The sequence below is a fragment of the Hoeflea sp. AS16 genome, from assembly GCF_038900095.1.
Taxonomy (GTDB): domain Bacteria; phylum Pseudomonadota; class Alphaproteobacteria; order Rhizobiales; family Rhizobiaceae; genus Hoeflea.
In genome coordinates this window covers 37204-58660 of sequence record NZ_JBBMQQ010000004.1, presented here as the reverse complement: position 1 = coordinate 58660, position 21457 = coordinate 37204, and the positions used below count along the sequence as shown (strand labels likewise).

The following is a 21457-nucleotide window of genomic DNA, read 5'->3' as shown; positions in this document are numbered from 1 at the left end:
AACAGGGTAAAAAAATCCGGCTGCTCTTGGGCTCGCGGCCAGATTCGATATTCGTTTGAGCCCGGAGGCACGCAAGCATGTCGTCTGTATCCCGCGCACCGGTTCCCTTCGTCGATCTCGGCGCTCAGAAGGCGCGTATCCGTGACCGCATTGATGCGGCGATCGCCGGAGTTCTGGACCACGGGCAATTCATCATGGGGCCTGAAGTCGCCGAGCTTGAGGCGCAGCTTGCAGCCCACAGCGGCGCACAGCATGCAATCGCCTGCTCGTCGGGCACCGATGCGCTGGCAATGGTGCTGATGGCCAAGAACGTCCGTCCCGGCCAGGCGATCTTCTGCCCGGCCTTCACATTTGTCGCGACGGCTGAAGTGGTGGCCTGGCTTGGTGCGCATATCTGGTTCGTCGATGTCGACGCAGAAACATTCAACATGGACCCGGCCTCGCTCGAAATCGCCATCGCAGCCGCAAGAGAGGCCGGACAGGAACCGGTCGGCGTCATTCCGGTCGATCTGTTCGGACTTCCCGCCGATTACGATGCCGTGTCAAAAATCGCCGCGCGCGAAGGGCTGTGGATCCTGGGCGACGGCGCGCAGGCTTATGGCGCGCGCTATCACAACCGCCGGGTCGGCACACTTGCGATGGCAACGGCGACCAGCTTCTTTCCGGCCAAGCCGCTGGGCGCCTATGGCGACGGCGGCGCAATCTTCACCGATGATGCAGAGCTTGCCGAGACCCTGCGCTCGATCCTGTTTCACGGCAAGGGCGCAAACCAGTATGACAATGTGCGCATCGGCATGACCGGCCGCATTGATACGATGCAGGCGGCTATCCTGATCGAGAAGCTGGCGATCTTTGACGACGAAATCGAGGCGCGCAACCGGATTGCCGCCCGCTACAAAGCGTTGCTTGAAGGCCATGTGGCAATGCCGAAGGTGCCTGACGGGCTGCAGTCGGTCTGGGCGCAATACACAATCAAGCTGCCCGAAGGTGCAGACCGCGCGGCGATCCAGGCCAGCATGAAGCAGGAAGGCATCCCAACAGCGGTGTATTACGCCAAGCCGCTGCACCGTCAGGACGCCTACAGCCAGTACGGGATTGCAGGCGGCAGCCTGCCGGTCACCGACATGCTTTCTCAATGCGTGCTCAGCCTGCCGATGCATCCCTATCTCGACGAAGACACCCAGGACCGGGTGGTTTCAGCCCTGATTTCTGCGTTGTAGCACCGCCGCTGGCGGCAGCGGTCCAGCACCCGTCTAGCGTGCGATAGCAGCCATGCGCCGGATGAAATCGGCGCAGGCCCCGGGGGCGGTGACCGGTATCATGTGTCCGCGCCCCGGCAGTTCCTCGTAGTGAAGACCATAAGCCTGCATCGACCGCCCGTGCTGTTGGGGCGACAGCAGCTGGTCGTCGCTGCCGAACAGAATGCCGCCGGGGACATCGAGCTCCGACGCATACCGCACCGTCTGCTCCGGCATCGACAGTGTCACGCCGTGCAGATCCGCCGAGGCGGCGATGAAGGATGCAGGCCGCAAGCCGAGAATACCGCCGCCCCTGGCCATGAAGTCGGCGGGCCCCTTCTCGGGCGCGAAGACCTGGGTAACCACCGTGTCACTGGTCAGACGGGCAACCGGCGCTGCAATGGTATGCCCGATCAGGCGGCGCAATACCGCGGAGCGGACCACCAGGGGTTTGAACACTGCCGGTGGTGCCGGCATGACAGCGGTCAGGGGGCTGAGAAGAGCCAGTGCCCCGATCCTCTGCTTGCGATCAAGCGCCATTGCCAGCGACAGCGCGCCGCCGAGGGAATGGCCGACGAGAACCGGTTTTTCCACACCAAGCTTGTCGAGGAATTCGCCGATCATGCGCGCCTGGGCGGGCAAGGCCGCGAGATCATCGTTGTCACGGGTGGAATACCCGGTTCCTGGCCTGTCGATGGTGATCACCCTGTAGTCGGGTGACAACTGCTCGACCAGCGCATAGGTGAAATTGTGCATGCTGCCGGCAAGACCGTGGATCAGCACCAGCGTCTGGCCGTCGCGCGGTCCGTGGTCGGTGTAGTGAACAGCGCCTCCGCTCACCGGCAGGATTTCACCTGCCTGCGGGACTGTTTTCTCCGCAATCGCAGCAAGCTTTTGCGACCAGAGCCAGCACAGGCCCAGCAGTAGAAATAGGCCAATCAACACCGCGATTATGACAGACATCAGACAAGCCCCCCGCTGTCCGGCGTTAGAGGGCAATGATGCCTCATGGCCGGTGGGCCCAAGTATCGACAACGGGAATAAGGCGGTCAATCCGTTCGCAGGCCGGGTTGTGACATGAGCACAGCAGGCACAACTGCACGCCGGTTCAACTCCGGGTCAGCCGGCGTCTCTCAACTGCTCGGCCGTCTGCAGGTCGACCGAGACCAGCTGGCTCACCCCCTGCTCGGCCATGGTGACGCCGAACAGACGGTTCATGCGGGCCATGGTGATCGGGTTGTGGGTGATGATGACGAAGCGGGTCTCGGTAGAGGCTGCCATTTCGTCCATCAGGTTGCAGTAGCGCTCGACATTGTGGTCGTCGAGCGGCGCATCGACCTCGTCGAGCACGCAGATCGGCGCCGGGTTGGTCAAAAACACCGCGAAGATCAGCGCCATTGCAGTCAGCGCCTGTTCGCCGCCCGAAAGCAGCGTCATGGTCTGCGGCTTCTTGCCGGGCGGACGGGCGAGAATTTCGAGGCCGGCTTCGAGCGGATCGTCGGATTCAATGAGCTGCAGTTCCGCCGTGCCGCCGCCGAAGAGATGGGTGAACAGACGCTGGAACTGGGCGTTGACGATATCGAAGGCAACCAGCAGACGGTCGCGGCCTTCCTTGTTGAGGCTCTGGATGCCGGCGCGCAGCTTCTTGATGGCGTCTATGATGTCTTCGCGCTCGGTTATGATCAGGTTGAGCCGGTCGGAGAGTTCGGTCTGCTCTTCCTCGGCACGCAGATTGACCGCGCCCAGCCGTTCGCGCTCGATCTTGAGACGTTCGAGATTGCGCTCGACCTGGGCCGGATCGGGCAAGGTGGCGTCAGCGGCCAGGCCGGTGTGGCGCATGGCTTCGTGCGGCTCGCAATTGAGCGCTTCGCGGATGCGGGCCTCGCCTTCCTCGCGGCGCTCCCTTGCGGCCATCAGCCGTTCTTCGGCACGGCCGCGCACCTCACGGCCCTGCGACAGCGCGCCGATCGCCTCGGTGGCAATCTTGTCGGCCTCGCGGGACTTGGTCTCGGCAAGCGCCAGTGCATCGGCTGCTTCCTGGCGGCGCTTTTCGGCTTCGGAAAGCTGATGCATCAGCTGCCGCCGGCGAGCGGCGATTTCGTCCGGCGCCTCGGCGATTCCAGCAACTTCCGCGGCGGCCTCCGCCGAACGGGCGGCAAGTGCTGCAAGGTGGTTCTCGGCGTTGGCGGCACGCTCAAGCCAGTTGGCCCGTTCGGCGGCGATCGCCTCGAGCCTGCGCGCCCGTGCGGCATTCTCCCGCTCCAACCCTTCGTGGGCGGCGCGAGCCTCGGCCAGGCCACCGCGATCAGTGGCGACCTGGGCGTTGATCTGGGTGAGCGCGGCATCGAGCCCGGCAAGATCAGGACAGGCCTTGAGCGATTGCTGCGCCTGTTCGAGCGCCTCCACGGTCTCGGCCAGTTGCGCCCCGACCTGGGCGCGGGATTCGGTCAGCACCGCCCTGCGGTTGGACAGTTCGCCTGAAGCCCGCTCCGCACTTGCCAGTTCATCGCGGGCAAGGCTGACATTCTTGCTGGTGTCGCGGATCAGGTCCCGCGCGGCACGGCTTTCGTTGACACGGGCGACGACCGCAGCCTCGCATTGCGCGAGCGCCTCTTCGACCTGGCGCAGCACCCTAGTGGCTTCGACGGCTTCCTCGTTGAGTTCCGCCAGACGGTTCTTCTGCTCGAGCCTGAGTGCGGCGGGTGTCGGCGCATCGGCGGAAGCCACATAGCCGTCCCAGCGGAAGACTGCCCCGTCTCGGGTGACCAGACGTTGACCGGGCTTGAGCGATCCATGCAGCGCCTTGCCGTGCTCGGCATCGGCCACGAGCCCGATATGGGCAAGACGGCGGGCGAGTTCTTCAGGCGCACGCACATGGGTCGACAGCGGCGTGACACCATCAGGCAGGGCCGCATCGTCACCGGTCGCCTGCATCTTCGCCCAATGGGCCGGGGCTGCCGGATCGAGCGGCAAATCGAGATCATCGCCAAGTGCTGCGCCAAGGGCGGTCTCGTAGCCGCGATCCACCTTGATCTGCTCGACCACCGGCGGAAACAGATCCGAGCCCTGGCCGGCATTGAGCATGCGGGCGATGGTCTTGGCCTCGGTTTCGATGGCATTGAGCCGGGCCTTGGCTTCTGTCACCGGCTGGCGCGCGGCGGTTTCGGCTTCGCGTGCGGCCTCGAGCGCTGTCTCGATTTCAGCCAGTGCCTTTTCAGCATCGGCAAGCGCCTTTTCGGCGATCTCGCTGTCACGGCGTTTGGCGGCCGGATCGGGAAGTCCGGCAATCCGTTCGGCAATGCCTGCAAGATCGGCATCCTGGCTGGCGATCTGCCGGTCCAGCCGGGCCTTGCGCTCGCTGGCCTCGCGGATGACGCGCTCAAGCTGCGTGCGTTCGGCGGCGGCTTCGGCCCGTTCAGCGGTAACCACGCCGAGCGAGGTTTCACTTTCGGCGAGCTTTGCCTGCGCCGCCTCGAAGGCTGCTTTCAAGACAGCGGATCTTTCGCCGCTGCCTTCGAGCGCTGTGTTGAGCTCGGCCTCTTCCTCGGAAAGCCGCTGCATGACGCCGGCATTGTCGGCAATCAGGCGTTCCTCGCGCTCGATGTCGGCCTTGAGCTGCACCATGCGGCGGTCGAGTTCCTCGCGGCGGCGGGCAATGCGCTCGGCTTCCTCGTCGATCTGGGTGCGGGCGATCTGCAGGCGCTGCAAGGCTGCTGCCGCGGCGGCCTCGGCATCGCGCAGCTCGGGCAATTTGTGCGCGGCGACGGCCTGGTTCTTGGCCGCTTCCATCTGCGCCTGGGCCAGTTCGGCGACGCGCGACGTGGCCTGGGCGAGCGCACTTTCGGCTTCGCCTTCCTGGCCCTTGGCGAGCGACCAGCGCAAATGCAGCAGCGTGGCCTCGGCCTGGCGGACTTCAGCCGAAAGGATCTTGAAGCGGTTGGCCTGACGGGCCTGACGCTTGAGGCTTTCGACCTGGGATTCCAGCTCCGAGGTCACGTCATCGAGACGCTCGAGATTGGTTTCGGCGGCACGCAGCCTCAGTTCAGCCTCGTGACGGCGCGAATGCAGGCCGGAAATACCGGCCGCTTCTTCGAGCAGTTGCCGGCGCGCCTGCGGCTTGGCCTGGATCAGCTCGCCAATACGCCCCTGCCCGACCATCGAGGGCGAACGGGCGCCGGTCGAGGCGTCGGCGAAGAGCAGCTGCACATCCTTGGCGCGGGCTTCCTTGCCGTTGATGCGGTAGACGGAACCGGACTCCCGCTCGATGCGGCGGGTGACCTGGATTTCATCTGAATCGTTGAAGGCGGCAGGGGCGGTGCGGTCGGAATTGTCGAGGTAGAGGCCGACTTCGGCGGTGTTGCGCGCCGGGCGGTTGCCCGAGCCCGAGAAAATGACGTCATCCATGCCCGATGCGCGCATGTTCTTGTAGGAGTTCTCGCCCATCACCCAGCGCATGGCCTCGACGAGATTGGACTTGCCGCAGCCATTGGGCCCGACCACTCCGGTCAGGCCACGCTCAATGACGAATTCGGTCGGTTCGACGAAGGACTTGAAGCCCAGAACACGCAGCTTGGTGAATTTCATGACCGGGGCTCCCGGTCACAGCTATTCATCGGCACAGCAAAGCATCCCTTGCGAAGCACTCGCAAGGGATTGATGGGTCTTACCCGCCTAGAGGAGCGGGTCGATGATCGCCGACATGATGTCAATCGACATATTCCCCGGGTACCGCTTGCCGTTGACGAAGAAGGTTGGCGTGGATTGCACTCCGAACTCGTTTCCGGCCTTGGTTCTTACAGCATTCACATCGTCCAGAAGTTTCTGGTTCGTCAAGCAAGCTTCAAAGGACTCCTGTGTAAAACCCGCCAAACGGGCAATTTGCAGCAGTGCTTCGCGGCCATCAGGCGCAGTTGCCCAGGTCCGTTGCTGCTTGAACAGCACATCGACCATCGGGAAAAACTGGTTTTCAGGGGCGCAACGGGCCAGCATGATGGCGGCTGCGGCGCGCGGATCGAACGGAAACTCGCGCAGGACAAACCGGACCTTGCCGGTATCTATGTATTTTTCCTGAAGCGGCTTGAAGTTGTCTTCATGGAAAGAAGCGCAATGCGGACAGGTCATCGACATGTATTCGACGATGGTGACGGGGGCGTTTTCATCACCCAACGTCATTTCCTTGAGAGGACCCGGCTCCATCAGCTTTGCCACGTCGACTTCGCCATCGGGCTTCGGCGCCTCAACCGCGGCAGCCGTGGAAGCGGTCGTTTCCATTGAAACACCGGCATCGGCTGTCTCGGTTGAAACCGCAGCGGCAGACGTATCGGAGGCTTGCGGTGTCTGATCCGACGAATCCGAACAGGCCGTGAGGGTCAGTGCCAGCAGCGAAACACTCGCGGCAGCGGTCAATCGGGAGGTCAAACGGAACATACAAGTCACCCATTCTGTGGAAATTGTGGCTACCAACGCCCGCAAGACCGCCATTCGATCCCACACGCGCCCGGCGCCATGCTCATGCGAGCCGGACGCCGGTCTTGCCCCAAGTCCTATAACGTCAAATGTGGCCAAACAAGTGCAACATGATCACTCAGACGTGATCTGTGCGGGGCGCAGCGGAACCGGATCGCTAGCGCCGCTTTGGGCTGCGGCCGATCACACCGGTGCCCAGCCGCTCCAGCGCCTCGCGCAGGCGCGGATCCTCGACGTCGGCCAGCATCGAGGCAAGACGGCTCTTTTCCCGGGCATCCAGCGGCCGCGCCTTCGGCTTGCGCGGCGGAATGTGGATCGCCTTCTGGACAATGCGGATCTGGGAGATCGCCTGGAAACCGAAGAAGCTGTTGACCCTGGATATCAGTTCCGCTTCCTGATGCATGAGGAAGAGCGCGCGCGCGCCCTCGCAGGCGATGGTCAACAGGCCCGGTGCGAAGCCGCCACCGGTTTCATCCGGCCCGTCCTGACGCGGCCAGCGGATGCGTTCGGGCCTGGAACAGCCGGCAAACTGCTCTCCGACGATATCATCCCAGGACCCCAGCAGCAGCGTGTTGATGCCGGCACGCTTGGCCAGGATCGGATCGATCAGGCCATTGGCGATTTCGGCGATCTGGACGCTGCCCTTGCGGGTGAACGGTTTTGCCACAACCCTGCCTCTGCTTGCATGCCAGCCGGCACTTCGCCGGGCCGGCCCCTGTCTCTTACTTGGGATAGCGCCAAAATGTGTTCATGGAAAGCACCGTGCATCTCCAGCCCCGTTGGCAATAACACACTCCGCCATGCCCATGTTTGCGTGCGCGGGGTTTGCCTTGGATGGAACCTTTGTCGAGCCAAACAGTTTGATTGGGACAACACCTGACTACGGCGCAAGCAAATTTGGAGAAGCAGACATGGGTTTTGAATACAGCGGCATTCTGGGAATTATCATCCTGATCCTCGATATCTGGGCGATCCTGCAGATCGTCAAGGGCGGCGGTTCTACCGGCAGCAAGCTGGTGTGGATCCTGATCATCCTGCTGTTGCCTGTGATCGGCCTGCTGATCTGGCTGCTGGCCGGACGCAACAGGCTCTAGCCTCCCCGACACACGATGCGAGGCCGGCGTCCCTGACGGGACGCCGGCCTATTGTTTCCGGTTCTGGCCCTGCGGCTGAGGCCGCCCGGAGCCGAATTCCGTTTCCCGCGAAACCAAAGGCGGACCTTGGTGCGGGAAAACCGTGACAATGGATTGCGCGCGGGTGACCGGCACGACATGATCCGGACGTGCGTTCATCAACGAGCGCGCCAATTCCTGTCGTTCCCGCCCCTTGCATCGCCCCATGAGTTCCATGTCATCCGCAAAGCCCTCCAAGACCGCGCCCGGTATCGCGCGCCAGCTGCTCGCCTGGTATGACCGGCATGCCCGCGCCTTGCCCTGGCGGATCAGCCCGCAGGACCGCGCGCAAGGCGTGGTGGCCGATCCCTACAGGGTCTGGCTCTCGGAAATCATGCTGCAGCAAACCACCGTGCAGGCGGTCAAATCCTATTTCGACGCCTTCGTGAAACGCTGGCCCAGCGTCGCGGACCTGGCCGCGGCCGAAACCGAAGACGTGATGAAGGCCTGGGCGGGACTGGGATACTATTCCCGCGCCCGCAACCTGAAGCTCTGTGCCGATGTGGTCGCCCAAGACCATGGCGGGCAGTTTCCCGACACCGAGAAAGGCTTGCTGGCACTGCCCGGCATCGGTCCCTATACGGCCGCGGCGATTGCGGCGATTGCATTCGACCGGCCGGCAGCGGTGGTCGATGGCAATATCGAGCGCGTGTTCACGCGGCTTTTCGAAATCGGAACGCCCCTGCCCTCGGCAAAGAGTGAAATCCGTGCGTTTGTGGCCGAGGCTACCCCCATCGACCGGCCCGGCGATTTTGCCCAGGCACTGATGGATCTTGGTGCGACCATCTGCACCCCGAAACGGCCTGCCTGCGCCTTGTGTCCGCTCACCGACGATTGCCAGGCGCGCCAGTCCGGTCGGCAGGAACAGTTCCCGGTCAAGCTGCCGAAGAAGGCAAAGCCGGTTCGCCTTGGCGCTGCATTCGTGGCCGAACGCAGCGATGGCGCGGTGCTTCTGGTCAAACGCCCGGACAAGGGTCTGCTCGGCGGCATGACCGGAATACCAACCACCAACTGGACGGTTCGTGCCGATGGCGGCACCGGGGCAAAGTCCGCGCCTTTCGAGGCCGACTGGCGCAGCAAGGGTGTCATTTCACATGTTTTTACACATTTTGAATTGCGGCTTGAGGTTTTTCATGCGGTTGTCACCCATACCCCCGACCATGAGGGCTGGTGGAGTGACAGCGATTCGCTGACCGGCGAAGCGCTGCCGACAGTGATGAAAAAGGCGCTGAGTGCCGCCTTCCCCGCATTGTTCAGAAAAGGCAAGACATGAGCGAGACCCGACGGCCAGTCAGCCACATCGTTTTCGACATCGGCAAGGTGCTGATCCACTACGATCCGAATATCCCGTTCAGCCGGCTGATCCCGGACGAGGCGGAACGCAATGCGTTCTTCGAAACTGTCTGTACCCATGAATGGAACCTCGAGCAGGACCGCGGGCGCAGCTGGGCCGACGCCGAGGCGTTGCTGATCGACCAGTTCCCCGAGAAAGCCGAGCTGATCCGCGCGTTTCGCAGCCACTGGCATGAGATGGTCAGCCACGCCTATGACGACAGCGTCGACATCATGCTCGACCTGATCCAGCAGGGCCGCGACGTGACCATGCTGACCAATTTCGCCGCCGATACGTTCAGGGAAGCACAGGAACGGTTTCCGTTCCTGAAGGTTCCGCGCGGGGTGACCGTGTCGGGCGAGATCGGGATGATCAAGCCGGACCGGGAAATCTACGACACCCATACCGCAAGCTTCGACCTCGATCCCGCAGCCTGCCTTTTCATCGACGACAGCGAGAAGAACGTCGAAGGCGCCATTGCGGCGGGCTGGCAGGCGGTGCACTTCACCGGTGCAGAAAAGTTGCGCGAGGATCTGAAAGCCTTCGGGGTTATCTGAGCCCGCACAGGTCGATCAGCAAAGCATCCGGATTTCGGCGCCCCAGGAACGCGGGCGCCCGGGATGTGCGACACATCCCGGGCGCTGCATGCCCCGGCGGTGACTGAAGGTACTTGACACCCGCCGGATCTGGTTGCCGGAACTTATCCGGCGCGCGCCATTTCCTTGCGGATTGCGGCGCGGAAATCGTCGATCAGCTTGAGGCCATCCGGTGTCTCGACATGCCAGAAGGTCCAGCCATTGCAGGCATCGAAGCCCTGGACCAGGGCACCGACCTTGTGAATCGAGCCTGCCTGTCCGTTGGCGACCAGGGTGCCGTCGGCGCGAACGATCGCCTGATGCTTGCGCTTGGCGTCATGCAGCACATCGCCGGGCTTGACGTGGCCGGCTTCGATCAGCACGTTGAAGGCAACCCGCGGCTCGGCGCGTTTTCCCGTCAACACGGTGAGTTCGTTCTTGCCCAGCGGTTCGACGGCGTCGATGCGGGCACGTGCGGCGTCGATGTATTCCTGCTCGCGCTCGATGCCGACGAAATGACGGCCGAGACGGCGGGCGACAGCGCCGGTGGTGCCGGAGCCGAAGAACGGATCGAGCACCACATCACCGGGCTTGGATGACGCCATCAGGACACGGGCCAGCAAAGCCTCGGGCTTCTGGGTCGGATGTACCTTCTTGCCGTCCTCGCCCTTGAGCCGTTCGGCCCCGGTGCAGATCGGGAACAGCCAGTCCGAGCGCATCTGCACATCGTCGTTGGATGCCTTCATGGCTTCGTAATTGAAGGTGTAGCTCTTGGCATTCTGGTCCCGCGAGGCCCAGATCATGGTTTCGTGCGCGTTCTGGAAACGGCGGCCACGGAAATTGGGCATCGGGTTGGTCTTGCGCCAGACGACATCGTTGAGCAGCCAGAAACCGATGTCCTGGAGCTGCGTGCCGACGCGGAAAATATTGTGATAGGAGCCGATCACCCAGATGGTGCCGTTCGGCTTGAGCACACGACGGCAGGCCATCAGCCAGGCGCGGGTAAAAGCGTCGTAGGCGGCAAAGCTGTCGAACTGGTCCCAGTGATCGTTGACCGCGTCGACCATCGACTGATCCGGACGGGCAAGATCTCCGCCAAGCTGCAGATTGTACGGCGGATCGGCGAAAATGACATCGACGGAGTTTGACGGGAGCGCTTCGAGTGCTGCCACGCAATCCCCCTTGATGATGGTGTCGAGCCAGGACTGGCGCGTGTCATTGACGGCAGAAATTCCGGAAAGCGAAACAGAACGGGCCATTTGATACTCACATTACAAAACGCAACAACTGAGCCTTATGGTTACCGAACAGGGTAAACATTGAATGAATGCCGGCGAGGCCCTTGATTTTCAAAGCGATCAGGTGAGCCGGAATGGCATTTTTGTTCCCTGGCGCGGCGAGTGCTGCCCCTGTGCCCGCGCCATCGAACCGCTTCACTGACACCGGGCTGCGCGGATCGGCTCCCTCGGGATCGCTGAAGACTGCCATCCTTCACTTGCCTGTCATGTGAGCATGCTGTAGGTCCGGTGGCGCTTTCTCCCCTCCCCGCCCATCCCAAGACAGGACCTTTCCCATGGCCGGTTTCGACCTCATCATATTCGATTGCGACGGCGTTCTGGTCGACAGCGAAATTATTGCGGCGCAGGTCGAATCCAAGCTTCTGAGCGACGCCGGATATCCGATCAGCGCGGAAGAACTGGCCGAGCGCTTTGCCGGGCTGACGTGGAAGGACATCCTGTTCGAGGTCGAGCGGGAAGCCAGCATTCCGTTCTCGGCCACCCTGCTCGATGCTTCGGAAAGCCTGCTCGACAAGAAGCTTGGCAGAGAGGTGCAGGCCATTGACGGCGCGGCACAGGCGATCATGCGCATCCCCGGTCCGCGCTGCATCTGCTCGAACTCATCCTCCCACCGGCTGAAAGCCATGCTGGCGCGCACCGGGCTGGACCGGCTGTTTGGCGACCATGTCTATTCGGCAAAGGATGTCGGCGAAGGCCGCACCAAGCCGGCGCCGGACGTGTTTCTTTACGGAGCGAAGCAATTCGACGCAAAGCCCGCCAATGTGCTGGTGATCGAGGATTCCGTGCATGGCATCCAGGCCGCAGCGGCCGCAGGCATGCGCATTATCGGCTTTACCGGCGGGTCGCACAGCTACCCGGGCCATGCCGACAAGCTGACGGAAGCCGGTGCGGAAACAGTGATCAGCCGAATGGCCGACCTTCCGGCCACGATCGAAGCGCTTGCCGGCTGGTCGGAACTGCTCTGAGACAGCCAGACCGAGTTCTGATTTCCGCTTTTGGCGATATTGAAGATCAGGGCGTGTTGTACGGCCCGGGATCAAAGCCGGCATAGAGCTTGGCGGAGCGGGATGCGCTGACCGGGAACGTGACGCTGGCATTGGTGTAGATGAACTGTTCGGCCGGACCGCCTTCGGTGATCATCACCGGATGCTTCTGCAACTCGGAATAAAGAACCGTCTCGCCATCGAGCGCCACGACGCGGAGCGGCAGGTTGACCTGCCCGCTTTTGGCTTGCGGGCCGCCGACAACGCGACCGGTCACAACAACCGTCACAATCATCTGGTCGCCGCTGATCCGGCATTGCCGTGTCGTATCGCTGATTGACGCCTGATGGATCAGCTTAGCCGGATCGCCGTCGCCGCCCTTGGCGTAGGTGGTGTAATATGCGGTGCCTTCACGCAGCAACACCGCCGGGCAGGCTCCCTGGACCACGGCCGAGCCTGTCTCGGCATCAATCGCGGCCTGCTGATTGCCCCTGCCGGGACTTAACACCGACCGGGGATCGGCAGAGGTGCAGCCGGCAATCAGCGCTGCGCTGATCAGAACCGGAGCGAAACGCAACAAACTTTGTGACACGATAAACCTACCTTCATTCACCCAATGCGAAAGACAATCCCTCTAACAGGTGTGTGGCCTTTGCATGACGACCGCCCATGGTCTATATCAGCCGCGCGGCGGAAAATCGACCGGCGTTATCTCATCTTGCGCGATCCGCGTCCACCACCGGAGAACATGTCTGTGGACTATATTTCGACACGGGGCGAAGCGCCCGCACTCAGGTTCAGCGATGCGCTTCTGGCAGGCCTTGCGCGTGATGGCGGTCTGTATGTGCCGCGCGAATGGCCGGGCTTTTCGCGCAAGGACATCCGGGCCATGCGCGGACAGAGCTACCAGGAAATCGCCTTCCGCGTGATCGAGCCGTTCACTGCCGGCGAAATCGAACCCGACGCGCTTCGTTCGATGATCGATGAAGCCTATGCGAGCTTCCGCCATCCAGCAGTCGCACCGCTGGTGCAGAGCGGGCCGAATTCATTCGTGCTGGAACTTTTCCACGGCCCGACCCTGGCCTTCAAGGATGTGGCGATGCAGCTGATCGCACGGCTGATGGACCATGTGCTGGCCAAGCGCGGCGAACGGGCAACCATCGTCGGCGCCACGTCCGGAGATACAGGCGGCGCCGCAATCGAGGCCTTTGCCGGACGCGACCGGACAGACATCTTCATCCTGTTTCCGGAAGGCCGGGTGTCGCCGGTGCAGCAACGGCAGATGACAACGTCCAAGGCCGCCAATGTGCACGCCATGGCCCTGAAGGGCAATTTCGACGATTGCCAGGACATGGTCAAAGCCATGTTCAACCACGCCTCTTTCCGCGGTCAGGTGCGGCTGTCCGGGGTGAATTCGATCAACTGGGCCCGGATCATGGCCCAGATCGTCTATTACTTCACCGCCGCCGTCTCACTCGGTGCTCCCGACCGGAAAGTATCGTTCACGGTTCCGACCGGCAATTTCGGCGATATTTTCGCAGGCTATTGCGCAAAACGCATGGGCTTGCCGATTGCCAAGCTGGTGATCGCCACCAATGAAAACGACATTATGGCCCGGACGCTCAGAACCGGCCGTTACGAGATGCGCGGCGTCAACCCGACCACGTCGCCGTCGATGGATATCCAGATTTCGTCAAATTTCGAGCGTCTGCTGTTTGATGCCAATGACCGTGATCCGGAAGCCGTGCAGCGGGCGATGTCCGGGCTCAAGCAGTCCGGCGCCTTCGACATTGCCGAGCCCGCGCTCAAGGCCATCCGCAAGGAATTCCGCGCCGGGAGGGCCAGCGAACGCCAGGTCAAGACGATGATCCACGATGTTCAGGCACAAACCGGATATGTGCTTGATCCGCACACGGCTGTCGGCGTGCATGTTGCGGCGCGGATGGAGAAACCATCAGCACCAATGATCACGCTTGCAACCGCGCATCCGGCCAAGTTTCCGGATGCCGTAAAAAATGCCTGTGGTATTGACCCCGCGCTCCCGTCGTGGCTCTCTGACCTTATGCAACGGGAGGAACGGTTCAGTGTAGTGCCCAATGATCAGGACGAGGTGGAGAGCCATATCCTGTCGCTTACGCGGGCCACACTTTGAGCCGGGGAAAGTGACAATATGAAAGTCAAAACAACACGCCTGAGCAACGGCGTCACGGTTGTCACCGAGACAATGCCCCATCTCGAGAGCGTGGCTCTCGGCGTCTGGGTGAAGTCCGGCTCCCGCGACGAAACCGCACAGGAACACGGCATCGCGCACTTGCTTGAGCACATGGCGTTCAAGGGAACCCACAAACGCACGGCGCGGCAGATTGCCGAAGAGATCGAGAATGTCGGTGGCGAAGTCAATGCCGCGACATCGACGGAGACCACCTCCTACTATGCCCGGGTACTCAAGGACCATGTGGCGCTGGCAGTCGACATCCTGCACGACATCCTGACCAATTCGGTCTTCGACGAAGGCGAGTTGACACGCGAAAAGCATGTCATCCTTCAGGAAATCGGCGCGGCCAACGACACGCCGGATGATGTGGTCTACGACAAGTTCACCGAGGCCGCCTTCCGCGACCAGACCATCGGGCGTCCGATCCTTGGCACGCCTGCAACCGTCAAGGCATTTACCCCGGACCAGATCCGCGCCTATCTCGCGCGCCATTACACCGGTGACCGGATCGTCGTGGTTGCCGCCGGCGCCGTGGATCACGAAGCATTCGTCAAGCTCATCGATGACAGCTTCGGTCAATCGATCAAGCCGACCGGCACGTTGCTGCGCACGATTCCGACCGCGAGCTATACCGGCGGCGATTACCGCGAGAACCGCGACCTGATGGACGCGCAGGTGTTGATCGGGTTTGAAGGCCGCGCCTATCAGGTCAGGGACTTTTATTGCTCGCAGCTGCTGTCCAACATCCTTGGCGGCGGCATGTCCTCACGGCTGTTCCAGGAAGTGCGCGAAAAACGCGGCCTGTGCTATTCGGTCTACGCTTTCCATTGGGGCTTTTCGGATTCGGGCCTGTTTGGCGTTCATGCCGCAACAGGCGCTGACGATCTGGCGGAGCTTATCCCGGTGGTTCTGTCCGAACTGGCAAAAACCGCGGATGGGGTCGAGGAACAGGAGATCAACCGGTCACGGGCGCAGGTGCGTTCCGGGCTGTTGATGGCGCAGGAAAGCCCGGCAGCACGGGCAAGCCAGATCGCGCGGCAGATGCTGTTGTTCGGCAGACCGGTGAGCAACGAGGAACTGATGGAGCGGCTTGCCAATCTCACGCCGCAAAGACTGTCCGACCTCGCCGGCAAACTGTTCTTCGACACACCGATCACGGTGTCGGCAATCGGCCCAGTCGACAGCCTGCTGTCGGTATCCGAGATGGCTCAAACACTTGGTCAGCATGGCGGTCGAACAGCCGCAGCCGAATAAGTTCTAAGGATTGTCTCTGCCATGGCGCCTCCGGTGTTTCGATTCCGCAGCCGGACCCAGGAAGAGCTGCGGATCGAGGGAAACAGGACCTTTCTGCGCAATCCGGTCGTCGGCGATTTTGTCGAATGGAGCCGCTTGCGCGCCGCAAGCCGGGCCTTTCTCGAGCCATGGGAACCACGTTGGGCCGACGACGACCTGACCCGCGCAGCGTTCCGCTACCGGATCCGCCGATATGACACCGACCGCGAAGCGGGCGTGGCGCTTCCCCTGTTTGTTTGCCAGAAGTCCAATGGCCGCCTCGTCGGCGGGGTGACGCTCGGTTCGATCAGGCGCGGCGTGGCGCAAAGCTGCTCGCTCGGCTACTGGATGGGCGAACAGCATGCGGGCAAGGGACTGATGAGCGATGCGTTAAAAGCGCTCATTCCCCATGTGTTTGACAGGATGCAGTTGCACCGGATAGAGGCGGCCTGTATTCCGGACAATACAAGGAGCCAGCGCCTCCTTGAAAAGGTCGGGTTTCGACGCGAGGGATACTTGAACGGCTACCTGAAAATCAACGGCGCCTGGCGCGATCACCTGCTTTACGCGCTGATTGCCGAGGATTGGCAGTCCACACGCGCGAAAGGGCCCGGTTCCGGCGAATGAAACATACGTCCCGCTTCAATCCCATCAGGCGCCTTGGCGCATTGGCAGCCAGATGCGTTCGCCCGGCATTGAGTTTGCTGGTGGTGTGCATGGTGCTGGGCTTTGCGCCGGCGGCGCAGGCGATCGAGCCGGTGAAGATCAGCCGCGATGACACCGCGCTCGACCTGACAGCAACAACCGAGATCTACAAGCGCCGCGGCGAAGCCTTCCAGGTTTCCACTGCAGCGGGTGCAGACGGCATTGTCCGGCGGATTGAAGTCCGCTCGAGCTCGCCCGAGCATTCCGGCGACTGGGCGGTGTTTGCGCTCGCCAATGTGACAGATGAACAGATCGACCGGCTGATCGTGGCGCCGCATTTCAGGCTCGTGGGCTCCGGCCTGCTGTGGCCCGATCTCGGCTCGACCCGAATCCTCAGCATCACGCCGAGCGAAGGCTTTGCCCTCGACCAGGTTGAAAGCAGCGAGGACGACGTCTTCCGCATCACGCTCAATCCCGGCACGGTGATCACCTTCGTCGCGGAACTGGCCGCACCGGAGCTGCCGCAGATCTATCTGTGGGAGCCTGAAGCCTACAAGGACACGGTCAACGCCTACACGCTCTATCGCGGCATTGTTCTGGGGATTGCAGGCCTTCTGGCTGTCTTTTTGACCATCCTGTTCGTGGTCAAGGGCACCTCGATGCTTCCGGCCACGGCGGCACTCGCCTGGGCGGTTCTGGCTTATGTTTCGGTGGACTTCGGCTTCCTCTCCAAGCTTATCAGCGTGACGCCCGGAGACGAGAGAATCTGGCGATCGGGAACCGAGGTTCTGCTGGCGACCGGGCTGGTGGTCTTCCTGTTCACCTATCTCAATCTCAACCGCTGGCACACCAACCTGTCCTACGTGACGGTGGCCTGGATCCTGGGGCTTGGCGGGCTTTTCGCCGTGGCGATCTATGATCCGCCGGTGGCATCGGGCATTGCCCGCATCTCCTTTGCAGCCACGGCGCTGGCGGGTGTGGCGCTGATCGCCTATCTCGGCTTCAACCGGTACGACAGGGCGGTGATGCTGATCCCGACCTGGGCGCTGATATTATGCTGGCTGTTTGGCGCATGGATGACGGTGACCGGGCAGCTGGCCAATGACATCGTGCAGCCGGCACTGGGCGGCGGTCTGGTGCTGATCGTGCTGCTGATGGGCTTTACGGTGATGCAGCACGCCTTTGCCGGCGGCGCCTATCACCAGGGCCTGTTCTCGGACATGGAGCGCCAGGCCATGGCACTGGCCGGCTCCGGCGACACGGTCTGGGACTGGGACGTGGTCCGCGACCGGGTCGTCACCTCACCCGACCTTTCGCCGCAACTGGGTTTGTCCCCGGGCTCCCTCGCAGGGCCTGCGCGCAACTGGCTGCCGCGCATCCACGCCGATGACCGCGACCGTTTCCGCACGACGCTCGATGTGCTGCTCGAACACCGCAAGGGCCGCCTCAACCATCAGTTCCGGATGCGCGCCGAGGACGGTCATTATCACTGGATGCTGCTGCGGGCGCGTCCGGTGCTTGGATCGAACAGCGAAGTGATCCGCTGCGTCGGAACGATCATCGACGTCACCGAACAGAAGACCTCCGAAGACCGGCTGTTGCACAATGCCGTGCATGACAATCTGACGGGACTGCCGAACCGGCAATTGTTCCTGGACCGGCTGCAAACCGTGATCAGCCTGGCCGAAACCAACCCGAATGTCCGCCCAAGCGTGTTCATGATCGATCTCGACCGCTTCAAGCAGGTCAATGACCGGCTCGGCATGTCGGTTGGAGACACCATCCTGCTGGCGCTAACGCGGCGTCTGAAACGGCTGCTCAAGCCACAGGACACGCTGGCGCGGATTTCTGGTGACCAGTTCGGACTGGTGCTTGTTTCCGAGCAGGAGGCGGTCAAGGTCGCAGCGCTTGCCGAAGCGATCTCCAAGGCCATTTCCGCACCCATCGACTTTGCCGGCCAGGAGATCCGGCTCACGGCCTCGATCGGACTGGTCACCTGGGTCGAAAACAATGCCGTTCCCGACGACCTGATGAAGGATGCGGAACTGGCGATGTACCAGGCCAAGCGTTTCGGCGGCAACCGGATCGAACCGTTCCGGCCGGCTTTCCGAACCGTCGGCTCAGACCGGCAGCGGCTGGAAAGCGATCTGCGGCGAGCGCTGGAGCGCAACGAGCTGACGCTGGTCTACCAGCCGATTGTCGAGTTGAAGGATGCCGAGATCGCCGGTTTCGAAGCGCTGCTGCGCTGGGAAGACCCGAAGCGCGGAACGGTGCCCCCTTCCGAATTCATTCCGGTTGCCGAAGCTTCCGACCTGATCCTCGATCTCGGGATGTACTCGCTCAAGCGGGCTGCCGAAGATCTGGCGCTTTGGCAGACGGCCATCGGTGATATCCCGGTTTTCATGTCGGTCAACCTGTCGAGCGCGCAACTGCTCAAGAGCGATCTGTGCAATGACGTGATAAAGGTGATCTCGGCCACCCAGAGCGACCCGACACATTTCCGGCTGGAACTGACCGAATCCGTGGTCATGCACAATCCGCAGCAGGCGCTGATGACCCTGTCGCGGCTGGCCGATGCCGGCATCGGGCTGACACTCGATGATTTCGGAACCGGTCACTCGTCGCTGTCGTATCTGACGCGCTTTCCGTTCAAGACCATCAAGATCGACAAGGCGCTGGTGGTTGACCAGTCCGAGAAGGGCGGCATTCTCATCCGCTCCATCGTCAATCTCGCCAAGCAGCTGGACATGAAGGTCGTTGCGGAAGGCGTTGCTTCCGAGAGCGATGCAATCATGCTTTCGGAGATTGGCTGCGACTATGGCCAGAGCTTCCTGTTCGGCCCGCCGATCGGATCGGATTCGGTTCAGAAACTTCTCAGGGAGCGTTTCCCGGTGGCCCGGCCGAACTGACGGCTGCCGTTTTCCGCACTTGCCGCAGGCTCCCCTGCCCTCGAACAGCATTGCAAATTCGGGTGCAGTACGTCCGCATGAGACTTATGTCAGGCGTGGCCTGCCTGGTTGGACAGCATTGCCGGCTGGATCCCCATATGCGCCAGAACCCGGTTGTATTTTCCGGAATGGTCCTGGTCAAAAACGATATCGTCCCGCCCCGGGCAGCTTAGCCAGGCGTTGGCGGCAATTTCGTTTTCGAGCTGTCCCGGCGCCCAGCCGGCGTATCCCAGAAGCATGATGCCGCGTTCAGGACCACGGCCTTCCTTGATGGCCCGCAGGATATCCACGGTCGCCGTCAGACAGAGATCGTCGTTCACCGGTATGGTCGACTCGCTCATGTAATCGTCGGAGTGGAGTACGAAACCACGGCCTGAATCCACCGGGCCACCTTGCTGAATGGGAAAGTCCCGGGCGCGTTCACTGATAGTCTCATCCGCGCCGGGGCCATCCCCGGCCTGCTTCGGGCTTTCGAGATCGAGACTGTCGAGCAATTGTTCGAACTGGAGAGGTTGCGGCCGGTTGACGATGAAGCCCATGGCGCCATCCTCGGAATGGGCACACACGAACACGACCGCGCGTTCGAAGCGCTCGTCGTTCATTCCCGGCATGGCAATCAGGAAATGCCCGTCCAGGCATCCCCGTGCCCGCCGGTACAACTTTTTCTCAATCCCGAACATGCATTGAGCCTAGCAAGTTTGAGCATTTTGGGAAGCCCCTACAATCACATGAATGCCGGGCGGGTGGTCCGGAAATACCGCTCACGGAAAAATGAGAAGACGGCGTGGTGTATTGAATGGATTTGCCTTTCCCGGTTCAGCTAGAGTGTTTCCATGTTCAAATTCCGTCTGATTTCCGTTTCCCGACGATTGTTGCTTGTCCTTGCTGGCCAGTCGATAGCGCTTGCATTGAGCCTGGCTCCGGCCTTCCCGCTCGACAGCGGCTGGGCTGAAACCGAAGGCGGGCGCATGCGCCTGGTGATCGATCCCGTGCCGCGCGACGACGAGATGATCGCCGGGTTTCTCGATATCGAGCTGGCGCCCGGCTGGAAGACCTACTGGCGCGATCCCGGCAGTGCAGGCATCCCGCCGACGCTGGATTTTTCGGAGAACAAGGGCGTTGCATTCCTGGCGATGGACTACCCTGCACCGGTGCGGGTCGATGACGGTTATGCGATCTGGGCAGGCTATACCGCACCGGTCCGGTTTCCGCTGACATTCCAGCGTACCGCCTCCGGCGATGCGCAAATCCACGCCCGGGCCTTTATCGGCATCTGCGAAAAAATCTGCGTTCCGTTTCAGGCAGACCTCGTCGTCGATCTCCCTGCCGATCCCGCCGGCGCAACCTTAACGGAGCACAACTCCATCCGGCAGGCTGTCGATGCGGCATTTGCCCGATTGCCGGAAAGCGCCGGCCCTGATTTCAGTCTCGAGACTGTGCTGCTCGATAGGGAGGGCATGCATCTGACGATCTCGGCAAAGCTGCCCGCTTTCCGCCCGTCGGGCGTCGATCCCGAATTGTTTGTTGCCGGACCGGATGGGTTTGCCTTCGCACCGCCGAAACTGACACGCGACGAAGGAGGTCAGGCCGAGTGGACGGTTCGCGTCGATCCGCCCTCCGGGATGGCTGAGGACAGCGACGCCCTCCCCCTCGACATCGTTGTCACCCTGGGACAGCGCGCCATCGGACAGAGCATTTCTGCGGACCCTGCGGCCAAGAATTGATTGCCGGTCGGATTTCTCAAAACAAGACTCGAATTTTCCGCCGTACCGCCTAGATTGCAGCTGACATCAAAGGCACACAAGGGAGCGCCGACGTGACGATAGCTATTGGAGACAAACTGCCCGAAGCCACTTTCAAGGAAAAGACGGCTGACGGAATGGCAGAAACAAAGGTCAGCGACCTGTTTGCCGGCAAGAAGGTCGTGCTGTTCGCGGTCCCCGGCGCCTTCACGCCGACCTGCCACCTCAACCACGTGCCCGGCTACATCGAAAACCGTGACGCCATCCTGGCAAAGGGCGTTGACGAGATCGCGGTGGTTTCGGTCAATGACGCTTTCGTCATGGGCGCCTGGGAAAAGGCGACCAACGGCACCGGCAAGCTGCGTTACCTGTCGGACTGGGATGCGAGCTTCACCAAGGCGATCGGCATGGAAGCCGACCTTTCAACCGGCACACTGGGCATTCGTTCAAAGCGCTATTCGATGATTGTCGAGGACGGCACGGTGACGGCGCTCAACCTCGAGGAAACACCCGGAACGGCTGTCACGTCCGGTGCGGCGGCGCTGCTCGAGCAGCTCTGATTTCCAGAAC

The 21457-nt window shown here is 62.1% G+C and carries 19 protein-coding genes; 11 read left to right on the top strand and 8 right to left on the bottom strand.

What is annotated here, in order from left to right; genetic code table 11:
- Nucleotides 1-77 precede the first annotated feature (77 nt).
- The gene (locus WNY80_RS11650) at nucleotides 78-1220 is read left to right on the top strand and encodes a DegT/DnrJ/EryC1/StrS aminotransferase family protein (protein ID WP_342887555.1); all 1143 of its coding nucleotides are present in this window, start codon (nucleotides 78-80) and stop codon (nucleotides 1218-1220) included.
- Nucleotides 1221-1253: 33 nt separating this feature from the next.
- Here WNY80_RS11650 and WNY80_RS11645 read toward each other — a convergent pair whose 3' ends face one another.
- The 4 genes from WNY80_RS11645 to WNY80_RS11630 all read right to left on the bottom strand — a co-directional run bounded on the left by WNY80_RS11645 (nucleotide 1254) and on the right by WNY80_RS11630 (nucleotide 7371).
- Nucleotides 1254-2201 carry an alpha/beta hydrolase gene (locus WNY80_RS11645; RefSeq protein ID WP_342887554.1) on the bottom strand — a complete coding sequence of 316 codons (948 nt, stop codon included), beginning with the start codon at nucleotides 2199-2201 and terminating at the stop codon, nucleotides 1254-1256.
- Nucleotides 2202-2357: 156 nt separating this feature from the next.
- On the bottom strand, nucleotides 2358-5822 hold the full coding sequence (gene smc / locus WNY80_RS11640) for a chromosome segregation protein SMC (RefSeq protein ID WP_342887553.1): 3465 nt from the start codon (nucleotides 5820-5822) through the stop codon (nucleotides 2358-2360).
- 87 nt (nucleotides 5823-5909) lie between these two features.
- Nucleotides 5910-6665 (bottom strand): thioredoxin domain-containing protein, encoded by a 756-nt coding sequence (locus WNY80_RS11635; protein ID WP_342887983.1) that lies wholly within the window; start codon nucleotides 6663-6665, stop codon nucleotides 5910-5912.
- Nucleotides 6666-6861: 196 nt separating this feature from the next.
- Nucleotides 6862-7371, bottom strand: a complete 510-nt coding sequence (locus WNY80_RS11630) for a DciA family protein (protein WP_342887552.1) — start codon at nucleotides 7369-7371, stop codon at nucleotides 6862-6864.
- 244 nt (nucleotides 7372-7615) lie between these two features.
- On the opposite strand from WNY80_RS11630, the gene WNY80_RS11625 reads away from it, so the two are divergent.
- The 3 genes from WNY80_RS11625 to WNY80_RS11615 all read left to right on the top strand — a co-directional run bounded on the left by WNY80_RS11625 (nucleotide 7616) and on the right by WNY80_RS11615 (nucleotide 9766).
- Nucleotides 7616-7798 carry a PLDc N-terminal domain-containing protein gene (locus WNY80_RS11625; protein WP_342887551.1) on the top strand — a complete coding sequence of 61 codons (183 nt, stop codon included), beginning with the start codon at nucleotides 7616-7618 and terminating at the stop codon, nucleotides 7796-7798.
- A gap of 253 nt (nucleotides 7799-8051) precedes the next feature.
- On the top strand, nucleotides 8052-9149 hold the full coding sequence (gene mutY / locus WNY80_RS11620) for an A/G-specific adenine glycosylase (protein ID WP_342887550.1): 1098 nt from the start codon (nucleotides 8052-8054) through the stop codon (nucleotides 9147-9149).
- Nucleotides 9146-9766: an HAD family phosphatase gene (locus WNY80_RS11615; protein WP_342887549.1), complete on the top strand. Its 621-nt coding sequence runs from the start codon at nucleotides 9146-9148 to the stop codon at nucleotides 9764-9766. The genes mutY and WNY80_RS11615 overlap by 4 nt, the downstream gene beginning before the upstream one ends.
- A gap of 143 nt (nucleotides 9767-9909) precedes the next feature.
- Here the strand turns inward: WNY80_RS11615 and WNY80_RS11610 are convergent, their stop codons facing one another.
- Both WNY80_RS11610 and WNY80_RS11605 read right to left on the bottom strand, forming a co-directional pair.
- The gene (locus WNY80_RS11610) at nucleotides 9910-11043 is read right to left on the bottom strand and encodes a site-specific DNA-methyltransferase (protein ID WP_342887548.1); all 1134 of its coding nucleotides are present in this window, start codon (nucleotides 11041-11043) and stop codon (nucleotides 9910-9912) included.
- A 7-nt stretch (nucleotides 11044-11050) separates the two neighbouring features.
- Entirely contained in the window at nucleotides 11051-11272 is a 222-nt protein-coding gene (locus WNY80_RS11605; protein WP_342887547.1) for a hypothetical protein, read from the bottom strand.
- A gap of 85 nt (nucleotides 11273-11357) precedes the next feature.
- On the opposite strand from WNY80_RS11605, the gene WNY80_RS11600 reads away from it, so the two are divergent.
- Nucleotides 11358-12047 carry an HAD family hydrolase gene (locus WNY80_RS11600; RefSeq protein WP_342887546.1) on the top strand — a complete coding sequence of 230 codons (690 nt, stop codon included), beginning with the start codon at nucleotides 11358-11360 and terminating at the stop codon, nucleotides 12045-12047.
- A 46-nt stretch (nucleotides 12048-12093) separates the two neighbouring features.
- Here the strand turns inward: WNY80_RS11600 and WNY80_RS11595 are convergent, their stop codons facing one another.
- The gene (locus tag WNY80_RS11595) at nucleotides 12094-12657 is read right to left on the bottom strand and encodes a hypothetical protein (protein WP_342887545.1); all 564 of its coding nucleotides are present in this window, start codon (nucleotides 12655-12657) and stop codon (nucleotides 12094-12096) included.
- A 156-nt stretch (nucleotides 12658-12813) separates the two neighbouring features.
- On the opposite strand from WNY80_RS11595, the gene thrC reads away from it, so the two are divergent.
- The 4 genes from thrC to WNY80_RS11575 are packed head-to-tail and all read left to right on the top strand — an operon-like array spanning nucleotide 12814 to nucleotide 19106.
- Nucleotides 12814-14217 (top strand): threonine synthase, encoded by a 1404-nt coding sequence (gene thrC / locus WNY80_RS11590; RefSeq protein ID WP_342887544.1) that lies wholly within the window; start codon nucleotides 12814-12816, stop codon nucleotides 14215-14217.
- Between the two features lie 18 nt (nucleotides 14218-14235).
- A complete protein-coding gene (locus WNY80_RS11585; RefSeq protein WP_342887543.1) occupies nucleotides 14236-15534 on the top strand; it encodes a pitrilysin family protein in 1299 nt (432 codons plus the stop codon).
- Nucleotides 15535-15555: 21 nt separating this feature from the next.
- On the top strand, nucleotides 15556-16179 hold the full coding sequence (locus tag WNY80_RS11580; protein ID WP_342887542.1) for a GNAT family protein: 624 nt from the start codon (nucleotides 15556-15558) through the stop codon (nucleotides 16177-16179).
- Nucleotides 16176-19106, top strand: a complete 2931-nt coding sequence (locus WNY80_RS11575) for an EAL domain-containing protein (protein WP_342887541.1) — start codon at nucleotides 16176-16178, stop codon at nucleotides 19104-19106. Before WNY80_RS11580 ends, WNY80_RS11575 begins: the two co-directional genes overlap by 4 nt.
- 89 nt (nucleotides 19107-19195) lie before the next feature.
- On the opposite strand, the gene WNY80_RS11570 is transcribed toward WNY80_RS11575, so the two are convergent.
- The gene (locus WNY80_RS11570; RefSeq protein WP_342887540.1) at nucleotides 19196-19825 is read right to left on the bottom strand and encodes a YqgE/AlgH family protein; all 630 of its coding nucleotides are present in this window, start codon (nucleotides 19823-19825) and stop codon (nucleotides 19196-19198) included.
- A gap of 153 nt (nucleotides 19826-19978) precedes the next feature.
- On the opposite strand from WNY80_RS11570, the gene WNY80_RS11565 reads away from it, so the two are divergent.
- Together WNY80_RS11565 and WNY80_RS11560 are read left to right on the top strand one after the other, a co-directional pair.
- On the top strand, nucleotides 19979-20869 hold the full coding sequence (locus WNY80_RS11565) for a protein-disulfide reductase DsbD domain-containing protein (RefSeq protein ID WP_342887539.1): 891 nt from the start codon (nucleotides 19979-19981) through the stop codon (nucleotides 20867-20869).
- A 92-nt stretch (nucleotides 20870-20961) separates the two neighbouring features.
- Nucleotides 20962-21447, top strand: coding sequence for a peroxiredoxin (locus WNY80_RS11560; protein ID WP_342887538.1), 486 nt, complete (start codon nucleotides 20962-20964; stop codon nucleotides 21445-21447).
- Nucleotides 21448-21457: the final 10 nt, after the last annotated feature.